Here is a 19263-nt window from a genome sequence, read left to right as displayed (position 1 = left end):
AGCGCCCGCCAACCCGGCCGGTGGAACGTCATGGGTGTATCCCGGCCGCGGAGACACCCATGGCGTTCCACCCAGCGGCCGCCAGCCCCGTCGGTGGAACGTCATGGGTGTATCCCGGCCGCGGAGACACCCATGGCGTTCCACCCAGCGGCCGCCAGCCCCGTCGGTGGAACGTCATGGGTGCATCCCGGCCGCGGAGACACCCATGACGTTCCACCCAGCGCCCGCCAGCCCCGTCGGTGGAACGTCATGGGTGCATCCCGGTCCGGTAGACACGCACCCCGTTCCACCCACCGTGAGCCGACGCCGCGAGTGGAACGCCATCGGTATGTCACGCCGTACCAGACGTCCGTTCCGTCCGAGGCCGGGCAACGCCCACGAAGCACGGCCCGCGTCCGTGGCCGTCTCCCGGCGGCGGGCCCGAGGCGAGGGCGCGATCGTCGACGAATCTCCGGAAGGCGTCCCGTGGTGACGGACGCGCCGGCGGCGGGTGCCACGGTTGCGGGAGGCGTCGGCTCTCGCGCGTCGTGTCCGTCCGGTGGCAGACTGCGCCGTATGGGCGATACGACGGGGACCCGTCACCTGGTGCTCCTGCACGGCATGGGTGCCACCGGCGAGGTGTGGCTGCCCTGGGCGCCGCTGCTGGAGCGGCGCTGGCCCGGCCGATGGCTCGCCCCCGACCTGGCCGGCCACGGCTGGTCGCCACCGCTGTCCGGCTACTCCTTCGCGGGCCTGGCGCAGCGCCTGGTGGAGGGGCTGGGGCCGGTCACCGAGCGATTCGGTCCGCGGGACCGGCTGGTGCTGCTCGGGCACTCGCTCGGGGGCGTGGTGGCGCTGGCGCTGGCCGCCCGGCAGCGGGGCCTGCCCGTCGACGCGGTGGTCGGCCTCGGCATCAAGGTGGTCTGGTCGCCGGCGGAGCTGGCGAAGTCGGCCGAGTTGGCCGCGCGGCCGGTGACCTGGTTCGCCAGCCGGGACGAGGCGGCCCGCCGCTACCTGCGCGTCTCCGGGCTCGCCGGACTGTTCGCCCCCGACCATCCGGTGGTCGACGCGGGGCTGCGCCGGGAGGACGGCCGCTGGCGGCTGGCGATGGACCCGGCCGCGTTCGCGGTGGGGGAGCCGCGGCTGCCCGCGTTGCTGGCCGCCACCGACGTACCGGTGCTGCTGGCCCGCGGCGAGCTGGACCCGATGGTGAGCGACGCGCAGCTCAAGGAGCTGGGTGTGCCGGTGGCGACACTGCCCGGGCTGGGCCACAATGCGCACGTGGAGGACCCGGCGGCGGTGCTCGCCCTGCTGGACGCCTACCTGTGAACCAGGGCGTCGCCGTCATCGACGACCGGCGGTACGCCTGGTTGGCGGCGCGCGACGGGCGTGGATGTGTGAACCGTCCGGGTCGTGGGTGTCGAGCCGGCGACGTCCGCCCGGGCCGACGCCGTCCTGGCTAGACTCGCCGGCCATGGGAGCGCTCATCTTCAGCCTCAACCTCACCCTGGACGGTTGCGTCGACCACCGGGAGGGGATCGCCGACGACGAGACGCACGCCTTCTTCACCCGTCTCATGGACGAGGCCGGGGCAATGCTGTGGGGGCGCGTCACCTACGAGATGATGGAGAGCTACTGGCCGGCCGTGGCCCGCGACGAGCAGGCGCCGCCCGCCGAGCGCGAGTGGGCGGTCAGGCTGGAGGCCAAACCCAAGTACGTGGTGTCGTCGACGCGCCGGGACTTCCCGTGGACCAACAGCCACCACATCGCCGGTGATCTGCGCGACGGGGTGCAGAGGCTCAAGGACCAGACCCCGGCCGGGGTCCTCCTCGGAAGCGGCAGGCTCGCGACCGAGCTCGACCGGCTGGACCTGATCGACGAGTATCAGATGCTCGTCCATCCCAGGATCGCCGGCCACGGCCCGACGCTGCACCAGGGCGGGCTGCCCGGCACGCGCCGGCTCGAGCTGCTCTCGGCGGAGCCGCTCCGTAACGGCGTGGTCGCCCTGCGCTACCGCCGCGCGCGCTGAATCACGGGCGGCCGTCGCCGGCGATCACCTGAGCGGGAACACCCCTCAGACGGCGGCGCGGGGGACCGGCACGGCCCAGTCGGGCTCCAGCTCGCGGCGGGCGGCGGCGAGGAACGTCTCGGCGTACCGGTCGGCCGGGAAGTCGCCGAGGTAGCGGGTGCGGGCCGCCCACCGCTCCGCGGCCTTCGGGTCGGTGTCGAGCAGCGCGCCCAGCACCTCGTCCACGTTGGACATGTCGCGACGCAGCACGTAGCCGGAGGCGGCCAGCGGGAACCGCTCGACGAAGTGCTCCCCGTCGGCGCCGGTGTCGGTGACCGCGTACGGCTTGCCGGAGTAGAGCCAGTCGGAGATGACCCCGGAGACGTCCGAGACCAGCGCGTCGGCGCGGTTGACGCACTCGGTCAGCGTCAGCTCCCGGGCCGCCGCCGCGCCCCACAGGTGGGACCGGCCGGTCCGCGCCCGGTCGGCGGCGAGCAGTTCGGTGAGCCGGGCGAGCTGCCGCGCCGAGGCGGGGTTCTTGTCGGTGTACGGGTGGGCGCGCAGGATCACCGTCGCCCCCCGGTCGAGCAGCCGGCGGATCAGCGTCTCGGCCACCGGCAGCGAGCAGTAGTTCGCGTCGGCGTGGTGTCCGGTCCAGGTGGGGGTGTAGAGGACGGTCGGGTGCGCGGAGGCGAGGACCGGCTCCCGGCGTACCTCGATGGCCTCGACCTGGGGGCGGCCGACCACGACGAACTTGTCGGCGGGGATGTCCACCCCGGCCCGGGCGTACCGGTCGATCGCCGCCTGCCCGGCCACGAAGATCTTGTCGAAGATCGCCGACACCGGGTTGGCGCTGGGGGCCTTGTCGCTGTCGCCGTGGTGCAGCTGCACATGGGTGAGCTGGTTGAACCGGATCACGTGGGCGTTCTTCGCGCCGTGGTTGACGTAGAACGCCACCCGCAGGCTGGGCACCAGCGCCTCGTCCAGCGCCTCCAGCGTGGGGCAGAGGACCACCGGGGCGCGGGTCGCGGCGGCCACCGTGGGCAGGAGCTCCGGTTCGCGCAGCACCACCAGGAACGGGCGGCCGATCCGTTCCAGGTACGGCAGCCACATGGTGACCTGGTACTCCGAGCCGGGCGGCGCGGAGAAGTGCAGCACGAACTCGGGTTGGTGGCGGCGCAACGCCCGGCCGACCGGCCCACCGCCGGCAGGCGGGCGGAACCGGCGCCGGGCGAGGTCCAACGCGACCGCTCCGCAGCCGGCGCCGACCAGCAGCGCGGCGGCCAACGCCGTCCAGGCCGGCATCGTCAGGGCGGCGGCGAGCGCCACCACGGCGAGCAGCACCAGCAGCGCGTCGCCGAGCCGGGCGGCGACCACTGGCGTCCAGGTGCGGACCGGGAGGTTCGCCGCCCGGATCTCCAGCGCGCCGGCCTGGCGCAGCGGTCCGACCAGCAGCACCAGGCCGAGCAGCACCAGCGCGGCGGCGGCCAGCGCGGGGTCGAAGCCGTCGTCGAGGCGCCGGGCGTAGCCGACCAGGATGCCGGCGGCGACGAGCACCGTCTCGGCGAGGCCGTCGGCGGACGGCCGCACCCGGCGCTCCCAGGCGGTGGCGGCGAGTGCCGCGCCGGCCAGGGCCAGACCCCAGCCGGTGGCGCCGGTGAGCGCCACGACGAGGAAGGCCAGCACCGCCAGCCCGGTGGTCAGCACCCGGGCGAGCAGCTTGCGAACCAGGTCACCACGCATCTGGCACGTCCTGTCGGGTTCAGGCGTCGGCGGACAGTTCGGACCGGTGCGGGCCCGGCTGGGCCGGTACGGCGGCGGCCACCTGCTCGCCGGGGGCCCGGCGCACGTCGACCACCTGGCCGGTCAGCTCGGAGATCAGCACGTCCAGGGAGGCCTGGGCGACCGCCTCGGAGGAGAGCAGCGTGTGCTCCGGCTCCTCGCCGAACGCCCGGGTCCGCATCGGGGTGGCGGTGCGCTCCGGGTTGACGCAGTTGACCCGTACGCCGAACTCCGCCCACTCGTCGGCGAGCGCCTGGGTCAGGTTGACCAGCGCGGCCTTGGTGGCCGAGTAGAGCGCGTAGCGCGCCCGGCCCCGGGTGTAGGAGCTGGACGTGTAGAGCAGCAGCTGGCCCTTGGTCTGCTGGAGGTAGGGCAGCGACTGGCGGGCGATGGTGACCGGACCGACGAAGTTGACGTGCAGGAGTCGGTCCATCGTCTCGTCGTCCATCTCGGCGAGCGCGCCCTTCTCCAGGATGCCGGCGGTGACCACCACGTAGTCGATCCGGCCGGTCGCCTCGAACGCGGTCTTCAGCGCGGCGGCCACGTCCTCGGCGCGCTCGACGTGGGTGCCGGTGGTGGAGCGGCTGAACGGGAACACCTGGGCGCCGTAGCGGCGGGCCAGCTCGGCCAGGTCGTGGCCGATGCCGTAGCTGCCGCCGAAGACCACGATGGTCCGGCCGGTCAGCTCCTCGGCGTAGCCGCCGTGGGTCAGCCGGGGGGCCTGGGCGGCGGCGAGCTGGAAGAGCTTGTCGGCCAGGTGCACGTCGACCGGGTGGGTGACCTTGATGTTCTCGTCCGAGCCGTCGATCACCTTGATCGGCGTGCCCGGCAGGTAGCGCAGCACCACGCCGCAGTCGTCGGTGGCGGCGAAGTCGGGGTCGCCCTCGGCGCGGCGGTACGCCTCCCGGATGGTGCCGGAGCGGAACGCCTGCGGGGTCTGGCCGCGGCGCAGGCGGGAGCGGACCGGGATGTCGGTGATGCAGTCGTCCGCGTCGACCTGGATGATCGTGTCGGCGGAGGGGATCGCCACGTCGACCGCGGCGTAGGACCAGAGCGCGTTCACGCACTCTCGCACGATGCGGGCGCTCACCAGCGGGCGGACCGCGTCGTGGAAGAGGATGTTGACGTCGCCCTCGCCGACCGCGTCGAGCGCGATCCGGGTGGTGTCGTTGCGGGTCTCGCCGCCCTCGATCACCTTGGTGACCTTGCGGAAGCCGGCGTCGGCCACGATCCGCTCCGCGTCGCCCACGTGGCCGGTGGCCATCAGCACGATGATCTCGTCGATCTCCGGCGCGGCCTCGAAGACGGCGAGGGTGTGCTCGATGATCGGTTTACCGGCGATCTTCAGCAGCTGCTTGGGGATGCCCAGGCCGAGGCGGGTCCCGGTGCCCCCGGCGAGGATCACGGCCACCGTACGCGTGGGGCGCCAGGGTGCCGGGTTCGCCGGCGCGGCGTCCGGTGCGGTGGTGTGGTCCTGCGTCATTGCCGTACCTCACTCTGGGTGAAAAGCGGATGGATCCGAAAACCTTAACGCGTACGGCGGAGCGCACCGCTCGGGCGGGAACCCGGGGCGGTGCGCTCCGTCCGGCTACTTCTGGTTCTCGTACGCGTCGCAGACCTCCTTGGTGGGGCCGTCCATCTTGAGGACGCCGCTCTCCAGCCAGATGGTCCGCTCGCAGGTGTCCCGGATCGAGCCGATGGAGTGGCTGACCAGGAAGACCGTGCCGGCGCTGTCGCGCAGCTCGCGGACCCGCTGCTCGCTGCGGGCGCGGAACTTGCGGTCGCCGGTGGCCAGGGCCTCGTCGATGAGCAGCACGTCGTGCTTCTTCGCCGAGGAGATGGCGAAGCGCAGCCGGGCGCCCATGCCGGAGGAGTAGGTGCGCATCGGCAGCGAGGCGAAGTCGCCGCGCTCGTTGATCCCGGAGAACTCGATGATCTCCGGGGCGATCCGCTTGACCTCCTCCGGCTGCATGCCCATGGCCAGGCAGCCGAGCACCACGTTGCGCTCACCGGACAGGTCGTTGAGCAGCGCGGCGTTCACGCCGAGCAGGGACGGCTGGCCCTGGGTGTAGACCGCGCCGCGGGCCGGCGGGAGCAGGCCGGCGATGGCCCGCAGCAGGGTCGACTTGCCGGAGCCGTTGCTGCCGATCAGGCCGATCGCCTCACCCTCGTACGCGGTGAAGCTCACCCCCTTGACGGCATGCACCTCGCGGATGTTCGGCACCTTGCTGCGGGAGACGATCCGCTTGAGCGCGGAGACCGGGGTGGTGCCGCCGGTCGCGCCCTTGTGGATCCGGTAGATCACGTGCACGTCGTCCACCACCACGGTGGGGACGCGGCCCGAGTCGGTCACGGTGCCGGCGTTCACCGGCAGGGTCTGCTCAGCCACGGCCGTACTCCTTCTCTCCGCGCCAGAAGTAGACGAACCCGCCGACGCCCATCACGACCGCCCAGAACAGACCGAGCGCCCAGAGCTTCAGGGGGCTGCTCACCAGGTTGGCCTGGTGCGAGTCGAGCAGCGCGTAGCGGGCCAGTTCGATGAAGACCAGCGGCGGGTTCCACTCCAGGATGTTGGCCGCCCACGGCGGCAGGTGCTCGCGGATGAGCGCCACCGGGTAGAGCACGCCGGAGGCGTACAGCCAGGTCCGCATCACGAACGGCATGATCTGCTTCAGGTCGGTGACCTTCGAGCCGAGGCGGGCCATGACCATGCTCAGCCCGACGTTGAAGATCGTCTGGAGCAGCAGCATCAGGGGGAGCAGCAGCCAGCGGAAGGTGATCGGCTCGCCGGTGATCAGCACGATGGCGGCCAGCACGACCATCGACATGAGCAGCTGCTGGAGCTGCACCAGCGTCACCGTGATCGGCAGCGCGGCCCGCGGGAACTGCAGCGCCCGGATCAGGCCCAGGTTGCCGGTGATCGCGCTGACGCCGTTCGTCGCCGCGGTCTGGGTGAAGATGAAGATGAACACACCGGTGCACAGGTACGCGATGAAGTTCGGCACGTTCTTGTGCTGGGCCAGGATCAGGCCGAAGATCAGGAAGTAGACCGCCGCGTTGGTCAGCGGCGTCAGCACCTGCCAGAGCTGACCGAGCTGGGTGTTGCTCAGCGAGGAGGCGACCTTCGCCCGCGAGTACGCGGTCATGAAGTGCCGGTACGCCCACAACCGTCGGGCGTACTCGCCCAGGGCTGGTCGTTCCCCGGCCACCCGCAGCCCGTACCGCCCGGCCAGTTCGGCCCGGGTCAGTCCGGATTCGGGGTCGGCCACCGCGGTGTTGGCCATGATCAGGCGCTCCGATCTTTCGTGCGTGATGGGGAGCAGTGCGGTGAAGACATCCAGCGTGGCCGGGCGGGGAGGAGCCGCCTCGCTGCTGCATGGAAGGTAGTCCACCGAACGTCGGGACGCAACCGTACCGTCGTTGCGCTACATTGTCCCACGTGACGACCGAGAAGAGGCGTGCCCCGGCCGGCGCGGCGGTGCTGCGTGGGGAGATCACCAGTGCCATCCGCGCCGCCGTGATGCAGGAGTTGGCCGAGGTCGGCTACGGCCGCCTCTCCATCGAGGCGGTGGCCCGGCGGGCGGGGGTGAGCAAGACCGCCATCTACCGTCGCTGGCGTTCCAAGCTCGACCTGGTGCTGGACATGGTCTCGGCGGTGGCGGGCCGGAACATCCCGCTGCTGGACACCGGCAGCCTCCTCGGTGACCTGGAGATCCTGCTGCACGTGATGGCGCGTGCGTTGCGTCACCGACTGGCCGCGCAGATCATCCCGGACCTGCTGGCCGAGGCGGCCCGCAACCCGCAGATCGCCGAGAAGTTGCAGGCCGCGCTGGACGACTACCAGCAGGCCGTGGGCCGGATCCTGATCGGTCGGGCGGTGGAGCGCGGCGAGCTCTCCCCGGACACCGACCGGCGGGTCGCGGTCGACCTGATCGTCGGGCCGGTCTACTGGCGGATGGCGATCTCCCGGGCCCCGCTGGAGCCCACGGAGGTGCCGCGCATGGCCGCCGCGATCGTCGCCGCGCTCCGGGTAGCATGCGTGGGGCCTGTCCGCGACGGGGTGGAAGTGTGACCCCGGCGCCCGCCGACGGGAGCGCCCGTCGATCATGAACAGCGCACGACATCCGGCCGGACAATGGCCGCGATCAACCGGTTTTCATCCCAAACCGCTACCATCCCCCAACGTCCCCCACATGAGTCACGCGTCGACAGGAGGAAGCCCCATGGTCGGGCCGCATCCAGAGTTCATTCCCCCAGCACGACCGATCATCGGCGAGGCCGAGATCGAGGCGGCTGTCCGGGTGCTGCGGAGCGGCCGGGTCGTCCAGGGCCCGGAGGTCGCGGCGTTCGAGGAGGAGTTCGGTGACCTGGTCGCCGGCCGGCACTGCGTCGCCGTCAACTCCGGCACCTCGGCCCTGCAGCTGACCCTGATGGCGCTCGGCTTCGGCCCGGGCGACGAGGTCATCGTGCCCTCGTTCTCCTTCGCCGCCAGCGGCAACGCGGTCCGGCTGGTCGGCGCCGAGCCGGTCTTCGTCGACATCGAGCCGGGCAGCTTCTGCGTCGACCCGGAGGCGGTCGCCGCGGCGATCACCCCGAAGACCGTCGCGATCATGCCGGTGCACCTCTACGGGCACCCCGCCGCGATGGACCGGATCATGGCGATCGCGCAGCAGCACGGCCTGGCCGTCGTCGAGGACGCCGCCCAGGCGCACGGCGCCGAGCTGAACGGCACCCCGGTCGGCGCCTTCGGCACCGCCGGCTGCTTCAGCTTCTACCCGACCAAGAACATGCACTCCCTCGAGGGCGGCATGATCACCACCGCCGACGCGGATCTCGCCCGCACCCTGCGGCTGCTGCGCAACCAGGGCATGGAGCAGCGGTACGCCAACGAGATCGTCGGCGCCAACATGCGGATGACCGACGTGGCCGCCGCCATCGGCCGGGTGCAGCTCGGCCAGCTCGACGGGTGGACCGAGCAGCGTCGCGCCAACGCCAAGTTCCTCGACTCCGCCATCACCGGCATGGTCACCCCGCCGGTCGCCGACGGCGCGAAGCACGTCTACCACCAGTACACGGTGCGGGTGCGGGGCGACCGGGACGCCGCCCAGGCCCGCCTCACCGAGCTGGGCATCGGCAACGCGGTCTACTACCCGACCCCGATCCACCGGCTCAAGCCGTACCTCGTCGACGGCAAGCCGGGCGCGTGGGACCTGCCGGAGACCGAGCGGGCCGCCGCCGAGGTGGTCTCGCTGCCGGTGCACCCGTCGCTGACCCAGGCCGAGCTGGAGCGGATCGCCGAGGGCGCGAACCTGGCCGGAGGTGCCCGATGAGTGGGCGCAAGCTGCGGGCCGGGCTGATCGGCCTCGGCGCCATGGGCCGCAACCACGCCCGGGTGCTGTCCAACCTCGACGGTGTCGAGCTGGTCGGCGTGGTCGACCCGGCCGGCGACGTGACCGGCACGCTGCGCGCGCCGGTCGTGCCCGAGCTGAGCGACCTGCTGGCGCTGGGCGTCGACTACGCGGTGGTCGCCTGCCCGACCGCGCTGCACGAGTCGATCGGCCTGGAACTGGCCGCCAACGGCGTCTGCGCGCTGATCGAGAAGCCCCTTGCCCAGTCGGTCGAGGCGGCCACGAAGCTGGTCGACGCGTTCGAGACCGCCGGCCTGGTCGCCGGCGTCGGTCACATCGAGCGCTACAACCCGGCGCTGCAGAGCCTGCGGACCCGGCTGGAGGCCGGCGAACTGGGCGAGGTCTTCCAGGTGGTCACCCGCCGCCAGGGCCCGTTCCCGCACCGCATCGCCGACGTCGGCGTGGTGATGGACCTGGCCACCCACGACATCGACCTGACCGCCTGGGTGACCGGCCGGGAATACACCTCGGTCTCCGCCCGCACCGTCTCGCGCAGCGGCCGGCTGCACGAGGACATGGTCGCCGTGGTCGGCCAGCTCTCCGACGGCACGATGGTGAACCACCTGGTCAACTGGCTGAGCCCGCTCAAGGAGCGGTCCACCGTGGTCACCGGCGACAAGGGCTGCTTCATCGCCGACACGCTCACCGCGGACCTCACCTTCTACGCCAACGCCGCCATCGACACCGAGTGGGAGGCGCTGCGCGCGTTCCGCGGCGTGGCCGAGGGCGACATGGTCCGCTACGCCATCCCGAAGCGCGAGCCGCTGCTGGTCGAGCACGAGCGCTTCCGGGACGCGGTGGAGGGCAAGCAGAGCGACATCGTCACCCTGCGACAGGGCCTGCGTACCGTGCAGGTCGCGGCGGCGCTGCTCGAGTCGGCCTCCGACGGCAAGGTCGTGTCCGTCGCGACCAGCGGCAGCGACGCGGAGCCGGCACTGCGATGAGCCCCGCGCCGGTGCGGCGGACGGTCTCGGCGGTGCGGCGGCGGATTCCCCGGCGGTGGCGCATCGCGCTCCGCCGGGCCGCCGCCGGCGCCCGGCCCTTCCAGACCCCTTCGGTACGTGAGCTGTGCGAGCTCCCCGCCGGCACACCCCTGCTGGTGCACGCCGGCGGGGTAACCGGCGACCGGGCGTTGGCCGGCGTGGTCCGCGCCCTGGCCCGGCTGCCCGAGTTCCACCTCGCGCTGGTCCGCGACGAGGCGGAGCGGGCGGCCACCCAGGACCTGATCCGCGGGGCCGGCAAGGCCCGGCGGCGGATCCACGAGGTACCGCGCCCGCGTACGGTGACCGCGGCGTTCCTCGCCTCGGCCGACGTGGGCGTGTTCGGGTTCGAGCCGGACGCCGGTCTCGCGCTGCTCGACACCTACCTCGCCGCCGGGCTGCGGGTCGTCGCGGCGGACAGCCGGGTGGTCCGCGAACACCTCGCTCCGCACCGGGCCGGTGACTTCTTCGCGCCCGGCTCGCTGCCCTCCTTCACCAGGGCGGTGGAGCGGGCCCGGCAGCGCGGCGACGAGCCGCCCACGCCGGAGGATCCCCCGGTCGCGCCGATCGAGGCCGGCACCCCGGGCCCCTGGCGGGCGCTCGGCGCCGGACCGGTCCGGTTGGGGCTGGGCACCGCGAACTACGCCGGGCAGCTCTCCGCCCTGGCGGTGGCCCTCACCGCCGCCCGCGCCGACGTCGGCGTCGAGCTGGTGATGGCCAAGCCGCCGGCCACCTACCGCTACCCGGCCGACCGCTACCTGAACTACCCCGGCGAGCACCGGCTCGACGTGCAGGTGGAGCAGGCCCGCCGGGTGCTCGGCTGGTACACGCACCTGATCGTGGACGCGTTCCGCCCGGTGCTCGGCCGGGGCAACGGCGACGACATCTCCGCCGACCTGCCCGCGCTGCGCCGGGCCCGGATCAAGGTCGCGCTGCTGGCGCACGGCAGCGAGATCCGCCACCCGGGCGCGCACCTGGAGCGGCACGCCGAGTCGGCGTTCCGGGACGCGGACGAGGACCTGCGCGAGCGGCTCACCACGGTGGCCGAACGGAACCGGCGCACCGCCGAGGAGAGCGGCCTGCCCTTCTTCGTGACCACCCCCGACCTGCTGGACGACGTGCCGTTCGCCACCTGGGCGCCGCTGATCGTCGACGTGGACGACTGGGCCTGCGACCGCCCGGTGCTGGAGCGCGCCCGGCCGGTGGTGCTGCACGCGCCGTCGAAGCGGTGGACCAAGGGCACCGACCGGCTCCTGCCGCGCTTGCAGGAGCTGGACGAGCGACGGATCATCGAACTGCGCCTGGTGGAGGGTCTGCCGCACCACGAGATGCGCCGCCTGGTGCAGGACTGCGACATCGTGGTCGACCAGCTGGTGATGGGCAGTTACGGCACGTTCTCCTGCGAGGGGATGGCAGCCGGCAAGGTCGTGGTGGCGTACGTCAGCGAGGGCCCGCACCGGGCGGCCGGCGTCGAGCCGCCGATCGCCAACGCCACGCCCAGCACCCTGGTGAAGACGATCGAGTCGCTGCTCGACGACAGAACCGCCGCCGTCGCCCTCGCCGCGGAGGGCGCGCGGTACGTCCGTGACCACCACGACGGGCGACGGACCGCCGAGGCCTTCGACGCCTTCCTCCGCTGACCCGCACCACCCCGCCGACGAGGAGAAGCACCCCATGCAAGCTGGCTCGAAGAGCGATGCCCGACCGACCCGGGGACGGGTGGTGATGCTGGTCGACAACGGGGTCCACGGCGACTCCCGGGTGCAGAAGGCCGCGCGTTCGGCGGCGGACGCCGGCTGGGACGTCGTCCTTCTCGGCATCCGCAACGCCCGCTCCGAGACGGACAACTGGCGGATCGGCGGCGCCGAGGTGCGACTGCTGCGCGTGCCCAAGCCGCTGCACCGGCTGCCCCGGGACTACCGTCGATCCCTGCGCCGGCCGCTGGCGTACGCGTCGACCACCGAGGCCGCCTACCGGGTCCAGGAGATCAAGGCCTGGCAGGCCGACCTCTACGAGCGCCGGGTCCGCGCCCGGGCCCTCGGCGGCGGGCTGCCCACCGCCGTGGGACAGGTGGCCCAGCTGCCGTCCCGGGCCACCGCTACGGCGCTGGCCCGGTGGGTCCGGTTCCGCAGTGGGGAGACCCGACGCCTGCGCAGGTCCCAGGCCGACCCGGAGGCGCTGTTCACCCGGCTGCCCGTCCGCATCTGGCAGGGCCTGCTGGGCAACCGCTCCTGGCGTCGGCTCGACCCCGGCCTGTGGGACTTCGAGCTGGCCTTCCGGAGCGCGCTCGACGAGCTGAAGCCGGACATCATCCACGCCAACGACTTCCGGATGCTCGGCATCGGCGCCCGGGCGGCGCTGCGGGCGCGGGCCGCCGGCCGGAACACCAAGCTGGTCTGGGACGCCCACGAGTTCGTCGGTGGCATCACCGGCCGGGCCGACAACCCGCGCTGGCTGCCGGCCCAGATCGCCTACACGGCCGAGTACGCGGCCTACCCGGACGCGGTGGTGACGGTCTCCGACACCCTCGCCGACCTGCTCCAGGAGACCCACGCCCTGCCCGAGCGGCCAGCCGTGGTGCTCAACGCGCCGATGGCCCCGCCGGCCGAGGCCGACGGCGACGTGCCCGACCTGCGCGCGCTGTGCGGTGTGGACGCCGCGACGCCGCTGCTCGTCTACTCGGGCGCGGTGAATCCGAGCCGGGGCTGCCAGATCATGGTGGAGGCGCTGCCGGAACTGCCCGGCGTGCACGTCGCGTTCGTGACGATGAACCCGAACGGCGACAACCAGTTCTCCGAGGCGTTGCGGGAGCGGGCCGTCGAGCTGGGTGTCGCGGACCGGGTGCACCTGCTGCCGTACGTCATGCACTGGCAGGTGGTGCCGTTCCTGTCCGGCGCGGACGCCGGGGTCATCCCGATCCACCACAAGCCCAACCACGAGCTGGCGCTGATCACGAAGTTCCTGGAATATTCGCACGCCCGCCTGCCCATCGTGGTCAGCGACGTGAAGACCATGGCGCAGACGGCGCGGGCCACCGGTCAGGGTGAGGTGTTCACCGCGGAGGACCTGGCCGACTACGCCCGGGCCGTGCGGGCCGTGCTCGGCGACCCGGAGCGCTACCGGGCCGCCTACGACAAGCCCGGTCTGCTGGAGGCCTGGACGTGGGAGGCTCAGGCCCGGATCCTCGACGAGGTGTACCGCTCGCTGCTGGGCACGGCCACCGCCGGCGGGGCCCGTCCTCCGTCGGCTCGCCGCGCCGAGGACGACGACCGGGCGTTCGCGGGCACCTCGGGCTGACCCGCGGACAGACGACTCGGCCGGCTCCCCCGAGGGGGAGCCGGCCGAATCGTTTCCGTCGGTGCGCCGGTCAGTCGGTGGTGGCCGGCGGCTCCAGCAGCAGCCGGTCGAAGTCCTTCTGCGTGACCGACCAGTCCCAGGTGCTCAGCACGTGCGCCGACGCCGCCGCGCCCGCCTCGCGCCAGACGTCCTCCGACGCGGTGAGGGCCAGGATCCGCTCGGCGGCCTCCTCCGGCGTGCCGACCACCCAGTCGCTGGGGAAGAGGCTCCGGGCGCTGTGCGGCCGGCCGGCGAAGAACGGCCAGTCGCGCACCACCGGCACGGCGCCACTGGCCGCGCCCTCGACGAGCGCGCAGTGGAAGCTCTCCCGCAGCGAGGTGCTGAGGATGACCCCGACGTCGGTGAGCGCGCCGGGGACGTCGTCGGTGCGGCCGGCCCGCACCACGGCGCCGGCGGACTCCAGCTCGGCCAGTTCGGCGTCGAGTTCCCGGACGTACGCCTTGATCGCCGGGCTGAGCTCCGGGTTGAGCGGGTCGCCGATCAGCTTGAGGCGGTATCGGTCGTCCCGCCGGCGCAGCTCCCGCAGCACGGCCAGGGCCCAGCGGGGGTCCTTGGCCAGCGAGCTCAGACCGACCAGCCCGAGGGTGAACCGGCTGTCGGCGTCGACCTTCGGCGCCACGTACCGGTGCAGCTCCATCGCGTTGCTGATCATGTGCGTGCGCGGCCCCTGCGGGGCGCGCAGCCGGGGCACCGCGGCCAGCGCCAGGTCGCGGAGATGCTCGGAGACGAAGACCACGTCGTCCACCCGGGACCAGTCGGTCAGGTGCGGCCACCAGCTGAACGCCTCGAAGCTGTGCAGGCGGACGATCACCCGGGTGGTGCCCGGGTCGATCATCGTCAGCATCGCGGCCCCCAGGTTGCACCAGTCCACGAAGACGGTGTCCGCCCACTCGAGGTGGGGCCCCCACGCCTCCTGGACCTCCCCGGCCCGCTTGGACGTGCCGGCGAGCATGTGCAGCGCCACGTTCGTGCGGCCGTTGCTGAGCACCGGGAGGATCGACTCCTCCATCAGGTTGAGCCGGCGGACCTCCACCCCGGGCATCGCCTCGTAGCGTTCGAGGATCGGGCCGAGGAAGTTGTCGTTCAGCCCGGTGAAGAAGAGCATCCGGTGCGGCCGGCCGGCCGGCGGGAACGCCGCCGGGCTCTGCCGGCCGCGCGGCGTCGCCATCGCCTGGCCGGCCTCGCTGGTGTGCAGCGGCGCGAGGAACTTCTCCGGATCCTCGGCCAGCGGCGAGGTGGTGCCGTCGAACTGCACGATCCGGTGGAACATCAGGTTGAACGCGCGCAGCACGTGGGGCGCGGCCTTGCCCGGGTTCCGGCGCTTGAGGAAGCCGTCGGCGAGCTTGAGCTGGCCCCGCACCACGGTCATCAGGTGCTCGGGAACCCTGCCCTGGCTCAGCTCCGCGTCGACGATCGGGCCGAGGAGCTGCCCCCGGGTCGTCGGGCTCTTCAGGCGACCCTGGGCCGCCAGTGCCAGCCGCTTCGCGCTGGCGCCGTGCCCGGACTTGAGCATGGTGCCCGTGACCCGCCGGGCGATCGTGCCCCGGTGCCGTTCCGGCAGGCCGGGCGCCGTGACGGCGCCCTGCCAGAACCAGCGCACCGGCCCGAGCTTCATGGCCCGCTTCCCGGTGCTGATCTCGAACACCCGCTTCGCCAGGTCGGCGGTCTGGCTGCGGGTGGCGCTGGCCAGCACGGCCGGGTTCGGGCCGACGGTGGTGAGCCGGGGACGCCGGTAGCGGGCCGGGTCGGCCGACCGCTTCTCCACCGCCCGCAGCGCCGGGGCGATGCCGTAGACGGCGTCGGCCCGCCGGTGTCGCTGGGCGAGCTGCCAGACGGTGTGCAGGGCCTGCGCGTCCAGGGCGACCAGGACGTCCGCCCGCTTGGCGTGCCGGCGGACCCACGGGTCGCGCTGTGCCCGCAGCCAGGGGCGGCGGGCCGGGCTCGCCCGCTTGACCATCCGGCCGAACTTGGGGCCCAGCTCGGCGGAGGTGGGCAGCAGGTGCACCTCGGCCAGCTCGGTCGCCGCCGGGATCTTCTCCACCGGGTCGAAGGTCGTGGCCACCCGGACGGTGACGCCCCGGGCGCGGAACTGCTCGAGCGCGTCGGTCAGGACCGCCACCCGTCCGGGGACGGCGCCCATAACCATCAGGACCTCGATCATGACCTACCTTCTCGGGCCAGGACGCGTGCGCCGGCGGGGGAGGGCTGCGGGGGGACCGGTCCGCCGGCGCCCAGCACCAGGTCGGTGACCTCCCGGACGGCGGGGATGAGCTGCTCCTCGCGGGCGTACTGCCGCGCCTCGGCGCGCGCCTGCTCCCGCTCCGTCGCGTCGGCGGTGCGGGCCATCGCGGCGGCCCGCCGGAACGCGCTCGCCAGCTCGGCCGGGTCCAGCCCGACCGCGCCGGTCCAGAGCGGGTACGTGGACAGCACGGTGGAGGCGTCGTGGTCGGCCTCGTGGGCGGAGACCACCGGCAGGCCGGTAGCCATGTACTCGTAGACCTTCCCGGAGGTCATGTAGCGGCCGCCGGTCACCATCAGCACCACCGCGTCCCAGCGGGAGTAGAGGTCGACCACCTCGGCCTTGGGCACCGAGCCGCCGACCAGCACGCCGTCGACGGCGGCGGCCCGGAGCAGCTCGGCGTGCGCGTTGTCGCCGCGCGCCCACGCGGCGCCGATGTGGCCCCGCACCTCGAAGCGGGCGTCGGCCAGCGCCGGGTCCTCCGCGCGTGCCGTCCGCCAGCCCTGCAGCACGGCGTCCAGCAGCGGCACGGGCAGGTTCAGCGCGCCGAGGTAGCCGAAGGTCAGCGGCCGGTCCGGCGGGGCGGGGCGCACCTGGGTCGGGATGCTGGCCGCGTCGTAGCCGTTGCGCACGATCCGCATCTTGTGCGCCAGCTCGGGGTAGCGCTCCCGGTACCAGCGGGAGATCGGCTCGTTCACGTTCCAGATGGCCACGGCGTCGGTGAGCAGCTTGATCTCCCACTGCCCGGAGACCGACTCCCGGGGGAACGCCTCACCGTTGTTGATCACGTCGACGGACCAGCCGTCGCGGAAGTCCACCACGTAGGGCACCCGGTGGGTCTCCCAGAGCTTCCAGGTCGCGGCCAGGTTGACGTACGGGGCGCAGGTGGTCACCAGCAGGTCGACGTGCCGCTCCCGGTGGATCTGGAGCAGCGCCTTCTCCAGCGCGGGACGCCAACCGCCGAAGACCGGCTCGGGGAAGACCTTGAGGTTCTGCTTGCGCAGGTCGGCCAGGTAGTCCTTGTGAGCCAGGGCACGCTGCTCGGTGAACGAGCGGATGTCGGTCTCCAGGTCGTCCCGGAACAGCGGCAGCTTGACCACCCGGACGTGGGGGTCGACCCCCTCGGAGAGCGTGTGGTCGAGGCCGTACTCGCGCTCCCAGGCCTCGTCCGCGATGGTGACCGCGGTCACGTCCCAGCCCGCGGCGGCGAACTGGTTCGCCGTCTCGCGCATGCGGTAGGCGCAGCTCTTGGCCGCCGGCGGGAAGCCGATCGCGAGGTAGATCATGTGCGGTCGGGACCCGGCCCGTCGGGGCCGGGGGAGCTTCAACGAGCCCCAGAGAGATCGCCCGTTGTTCATCGATTCCGATCCTGGGAAGGTGGGGAGAGCGGAACGGCCCTCGGACAGCGTGCGGACCCTACAATAACGTCGCCGCGCGCCTCGGACGTGCCGCCGCCCGGCGGGCCCGGGCCTCACCGTGCCCCGGGTCACGGTGTCCCAGCTCACGGCCGCTCGGCGCGACACCCGGTGATCCCCGCTCGACCGGTCCTCCTCCGCGGGCCACGGCTTTCGTAGACTCCTACGCCATGACCGCGCCCGCGCCCGACACCCGCGACCGTGAGCCCGTTCCCGCCGGGGACGCCGAGGCGACCGACGGCACCACGCCCGACCCCTCGGCCGCCGCCCCGGCGCGCGGGACGGCACCGGAGGATCCGGCCGGCCGGCCGGCGACCGGGGAGGTGGCGGAGCCGGGCCCGGAGCCGGCCGTCGAGGGCGGTCGCGCCCGCCGGTGGCGCCGTGCCGACGCGCTGGTCGCGCTGATCTACCTGGCGGGCGCGTTCTGGGTCACCGCCCGGGGCTGGCGGGACTTCGACGGGCGACTGCTCGGCAGTCGCCCCAACGACCAGGGCTTCAACGAGTGGATGCTGGCGTACGCGGCGCACGCGGTCACCCACCTGGAGAACCCGTTCTTCACCACGTTGCAGAACGCCCCGGCCGGGGTGAACCTGATGACCAACGTCGGGATGCAGCTTCCCGGCCTGGTGCTCACCCCGGTCACCCTGCTCTTCGGCGCGTCCTTCTCCTACCTGCTGTTCATCACGCTGAACCTGGTCGGCACCGGCTACGCCTGGTACCACGTGCTCTCCCGGCACGTGGTCGACTCCCGGGCGGCGGCCTTCGTCGGCGGCCTGTTCTGCGCCTTCGCTCCCGCGCTGATCTCGCACAGCAACGGCCACCCGCACATCACCGCGCAGTGGCTGGTGCCGTTCATCGTGTGGCGGGTGGTCGCGCTGTCCCGGGGCGGGCGCGTGGTGCGCGACGGCCTGGTGCTGGGCGCTCTGGTGGTGGCCCAGTTCTTCGTCAGCCTGGAGATCCTCTTCCTGACGGCGCTCGGCTGCCTGATGCTCGCCCTGGCCTATCTCGTCTTCCGGCCCCGCGACGCGGTGCGCCGGCTGCGGCCCCTGCTGTCCGGCCTGGCGATCACCGCCGTACTCGTGTCGGCCGCGGCGGCGTACCCGCTCTGGATGCAGTTCGCCGGGCCGCAGCACCGGGTCGGTCATCCGGGCACCCCGGACATCTACGCCCTCAAGCTCGGCTCGTTCGTCGAGTTCGCCACCAAGTCGGTCGCCGGCGGCCCGACCAGCGCGGTCGGATGGGCGCCGAACACCACCGAACAGGCCAGCTTCTACGGCTGGTCCCTGGTGGTGCTCGCGGCCGGAGCGCTCTGGTGGCTGCGCCGGGAGACCACGGTCCGGGTGCTCGGGGCGGTCGGCCTGGTGTCGGCGCTGTTCTCCATCGGCACCACCTGGACCGTCGGGACCCGTCGCACCGACATCCCGGCGCCGTTCGCGTTGGTGCAGAGCCTGCCGGTGTTCGACTCCGTGGTGGTGTCCCGGTTCGCGCTGATCACCACCGTGGCGCTCGGTGTGCTGCTCGCCGTCGCCGGTGACCGGCTCGCCGCCCGCCGGACGGAACCCGCCGGCCGGCTGGCCGCCCGCCTCGGGGCCGTCGCGGTGGCCGCCGCGCTGCTGCCGATCCTGCCGATGCCGCTGGACGCGAAGGGCCGCACCCCGGTGCCGGACTTCGTCACCGCGGGAGCCTGGCGGGACCACGTGGCCCCCGGCCGCACGCTGGTGCCGGTGCCGGTGAACGGCATGACGTCGCTGTACTGGAGTTCCGCCGCGGTGGCCGGCTTCGCCGTCCCCGAGGGCTACTTCCTCGCGCCGGTCTCCGCCACCGACAACACCGGCCGCTGGGGCGTCGACCCGCAGCCCACGGCGAAGCTGCTCACCGCCGTCTCGCTCGGGGAGCGGGACACCACCGTCGGCGAGGCGGACGTCGACCAGGCGCGGGCCGACGTGCGCCACTGGAAGGCCGACGCGGTGGTGCTGCCCGACCGTGGCGCCCGCCGCCACGACGACCTGAAGACCGTGCTGGACGCGCTGTACGGCCCGGGGGAGCGGGTCGAGGACGTCTGGGTGTGGGACGTCCGGCCGTTCACCCGCTGACC

At 73.1% G+C, this 19263-nt stretch carries 14 protein-coding genes; 8 read left to right on the top strand and 6 right to left on the bottom strand.

Translation table 11 applies throughout. The features are described from left to right. The first annotated feature begins 555 nt into the window (after positions 1-555). Positions 556-1308, top strand: coding sequence for an alpha/beta fold hydrolase (locus tag GA0070622_RS23205; protein ID WP_091578611.1), 753 nt, complete (start codon positions 556-558; stop codon positions 1306-1308). Positions 1309-1453: 145 nt separating this feature from the next. Next, complete coding sequence (locus tag GA0070622_RS23200) at positions 1454-2008, top strand: dihydrofolate reductase family protein (protein ID WP_091578608.1); 555 nt, start codon at positions 1454-1456, stop codon at positions 2006-2008. A gap of 45 nt (positions 2009-2053) precedes the next feature. Here the strand turns inward: GA0070622_RS23200 and GA0070622_RS23195 are convergent, their stop codons facing one another. From GA0070622_RS23195 to GA0070622_RS23180, 4 genes are all read right to left on the bottom strand, one after another. After that, the gene (locus GA0070622_RS23195) at positions 2054-3730 is read right to left on the bottom strand and encodes a CDP-glycerol glycerophosphotransferase family protein (RefSeq protein WP_091578605.1); all 1677 of its coding nucleotides are present in this window, start codon (positions 3728-3730) and stop codon (positions 2054-2056) included. A gap of 19 nt (positions 3731-3749) precedes the next feature. Beyond that, positions 3750-5252 (bottom strand): bifunctional cytidylyltransferase/SDR family oxidoreductase, encoded by a 1503-nt coding sequence (locus GA0070622_RS23190; protein WP_091578603.1) that lies wholly within the window; start codon positions 5250-5252, stop codon positions 3750-3752. Positions 5253-5357: 105 nt separating this feature from the next. Next, positions 5358-6158 (bottom strand): ABC transporter ATP-binding protein, encoded by an 801-nt coding sequence (locus GA0070622_RS23185; RefSeq protein ID WP_091578601.1) that lies wholly within the window; start codon positions 6156-6158, stop codon positions 5358-5360. Further along, on the bottom strand, positions 6151-7053 hold the full coding sequence (locus GA0070622_RS23180; RefSeq protein WP_091578599.1) for an ABC transporter permease: 903 nt from the start codon (positions 7051-7053) through the stop codon (positions 6151-6153). Before GA0070622_RS23180 ends, GA0070622_RS23185 begins: the two co-directional genes overlap by 8 nt. 155 nt (positions 7054-7208) lie before the next feature. Here GA0070622_RS23180 and GA0070622_RS23175 point away from each other — a divergent pair, with 155 nt between their 5' ends. From GA0070622_RS23175 to GA0070622_RS23155, 5 genes are all read left to right on the top strand, one after another. Then, positions 7209-7841 (top strand): TetR/AcrR family transcriptional regulator, encoded by a 633-nt coding sequence (locus GA0070622_RS23175; protein WP_091578596.1) that lies wholly within the window; start codon positions 7209-7211, stop codon positions 7839-7841. Positions 7842-7992: 151 nt separating this feature from the next. Then, positions 7993-9099: a DegT/DnrJ/EryC1/StrS family aminotransferase gene (locus tag GA0070622_RS23170; RefSeq protein ID WP_091578593.1), complete on the top strand. Its 1107-nt coding sequence runs from the start codon at positions 7993-7995 to the stop codon at positions 9097-9099. Beyond that, positions 9096-10121: a Gfo/Idh/MocA family protein gene (locus GA0070622_RS23165; protein WP_091578590.1), complete on the top strand. Its 1026-nt coding sequence runs from the start codon at positions 9096-9098 to the stop codon at positions 10119-10121. The genes GA0070622_RS23170 and GA0070622_RS23165 overlap by 4 nt, the downstream gene beginning before the upstream one ends. Next, positions 10118-11797, top strand: coding sequence for a glycosyltransferase (locus GA0070622_RS23160; protein ID WP_091578587.1), 1680 nt, complete (start codon positions 10118-10120; stop codon positions 11795-11797). Before GA0070622_RS23165 ends, GA0070622_RS23160 begins: the two co-directional genes overlap by 4 nt. A gap of 34 nt (positions 11798-11831) precedes the next feature. Continuing rightward, complete coding sequence (locus tag GA0070622_RS23155; protein WP_091578585.1) at positions 11832-13454, top strand: glycosyltransferase family 4 protein; 1623 nt, start codon at positions 11832-11834, stop codon at positions 13452-13454. 70 nt (positions 13455-13524) lie between these two features. Here the strand turns inward: GA0070622_RS23155 and GA0070622_RS23150 are convergent, their stop codons facing one another. Both GA0070622_RS23150 and GA0070622_RS23145 read right to left on the bottom strand, forming a co-directional pair. Then, entirely contained in the window at positions 13525-15675 is a 2151-nt protein-coding gene (locus GA0070622_RS23150; protein WP_245666763.1) for a glycosyltransferase family protein, read from the bottom strand. After that, positions 15672-17039, bottom strand: coding sequence for a glycosyltransferase (locus GA0070622_RS23145; RefSeq protein WP_245666761.1), 1368 nt, complete (start codon positions 17037-17039; stop codon positions 15672-15674). The genes GA0070622_RS23150 and GA0070622_RS23145 overlap by 4 nt, the downstream gene beginning before the upstream one ends. 299 nt (positions 17040-17338) lie before the next feature. Here GA0070622_RS23145 and GA0070622_RS23140 point away from each other — a divergent pair, with 299 nt between their 5' ends. Then, a complete protein-coding gene (locus GA0070622_RS23140; protein WP_091578580.1) occupies positions 17339-19261 on the top strand; it encodes a DUF6311 domain-containing protein in 1923 nt (640 codons plus the stop codon). Positions 19262-19263 lie beyond the last annotated feature (2 nt).

The sequence above is a fragment of the Micromonospora sediminicola genome, from assembly GCF_900089585.1.
Lineage (GTDB): Bacteria > Actinomycetota > Actinomycetes > Mycobacteriales > Micromonosporaceae > Micromonospora > Micromonospora sediminicola.
The sequence above is the reverse complement of the archived record's forward strand: the minus strand, read 5'-3'. Positions and strand labels throughout refer to the sequence as shown.

Excerpts from the sequence above, each read along its gene's own strand:
- GA0070622_RS23205 (WP_091578611.1), top strand. The coding sequence starts at position 556 with ATGGGCGATACGACGGGGACCCGTCACCTGGTGCTCCTGCACGGCATG.
- GA0070622_RS23140 (WP_091578580.1), top strand. The coding sequence starts at position 17,339 with ATGACCGCGCCCGCGCCCGACACCCGCGACCGTGAGCCCGTTCCCGCC.
- GA0070622_RS23145 (WP_245666761.1), bottom strand. The coding sequence starts at position 17,039 with ATGATCTACCTCGCGATCGGCTTCCCGCCGGCGGCCAAGAGCTGCGCC.
- GA0070622_RS23170 (WP_091578593.1), top strand. The coding sequence starts at position 7,993 with ATGGTCGGGCCGCATCCAGAGTTCATTCCCCCAGCACGACCGATCATC.
- GA0070622_RS23195 (WP_091578605.1), bottom strand. The coding sequence starts at position 3,730 with ATGCGTGGTGACCTGGTTCGCAAGCTGCTCGCCCGGGTGCTGACCACC.
- GA0070622_RS23150 (WP_245666763.1), bottom strand. The coding sequence starts at position 15,675 with ATGATCGAGGTCCTGATGGTTATGGGCGCCGTCCCCGGACGGGTGGCG.
- GA0070622_RS23165 (WP_091578590.1), top strand. The coding sequence starts at position 9,096 with ATGAGTGGGCGCAAGCTGCGGGCCGGGCTGATCGGCCTCGGCGCCATG.
- GA0070622_RS23200 (WP_091578608.1), top strand. The coding sequence starts at position 1,454 with ATGGGAGCGCTCATCTTCAGCCTCAACCTCACCCTGGACGGTTGCGTC.
- GA0070622_RS23180 (WP_091578599.1), bottom strand. The coding sequence starts at position 7,053 with ATGGCCAACACCGCGGTGGCCGACCCCGAATCCGGACTGACCCGGGCC.
- GA0070622_RS23190 (WP_091578603.1), bottom strand. The coding sequence starts at position 5,252 with ATGACGCAGGACCACACCACCGCACCGGACGCCGCGCCGGCGAACCCG.
- GA0070622_RS23160 (WP_091578587.1), top strand. The coding sequence starts at position 10,118 with ATGAGCCCCGCGCCGGTGCGGCGGACGGTCTCGGCGGTGCGGCGGCGG.
- GA0070622_RS23155 (WP_091578585.1), top strand. The coding sequence starts at position 11,832 with ATGCAAGCTGGCTCGAAGAGCGATGCCCGACCGACCCGGGGACGGGTG.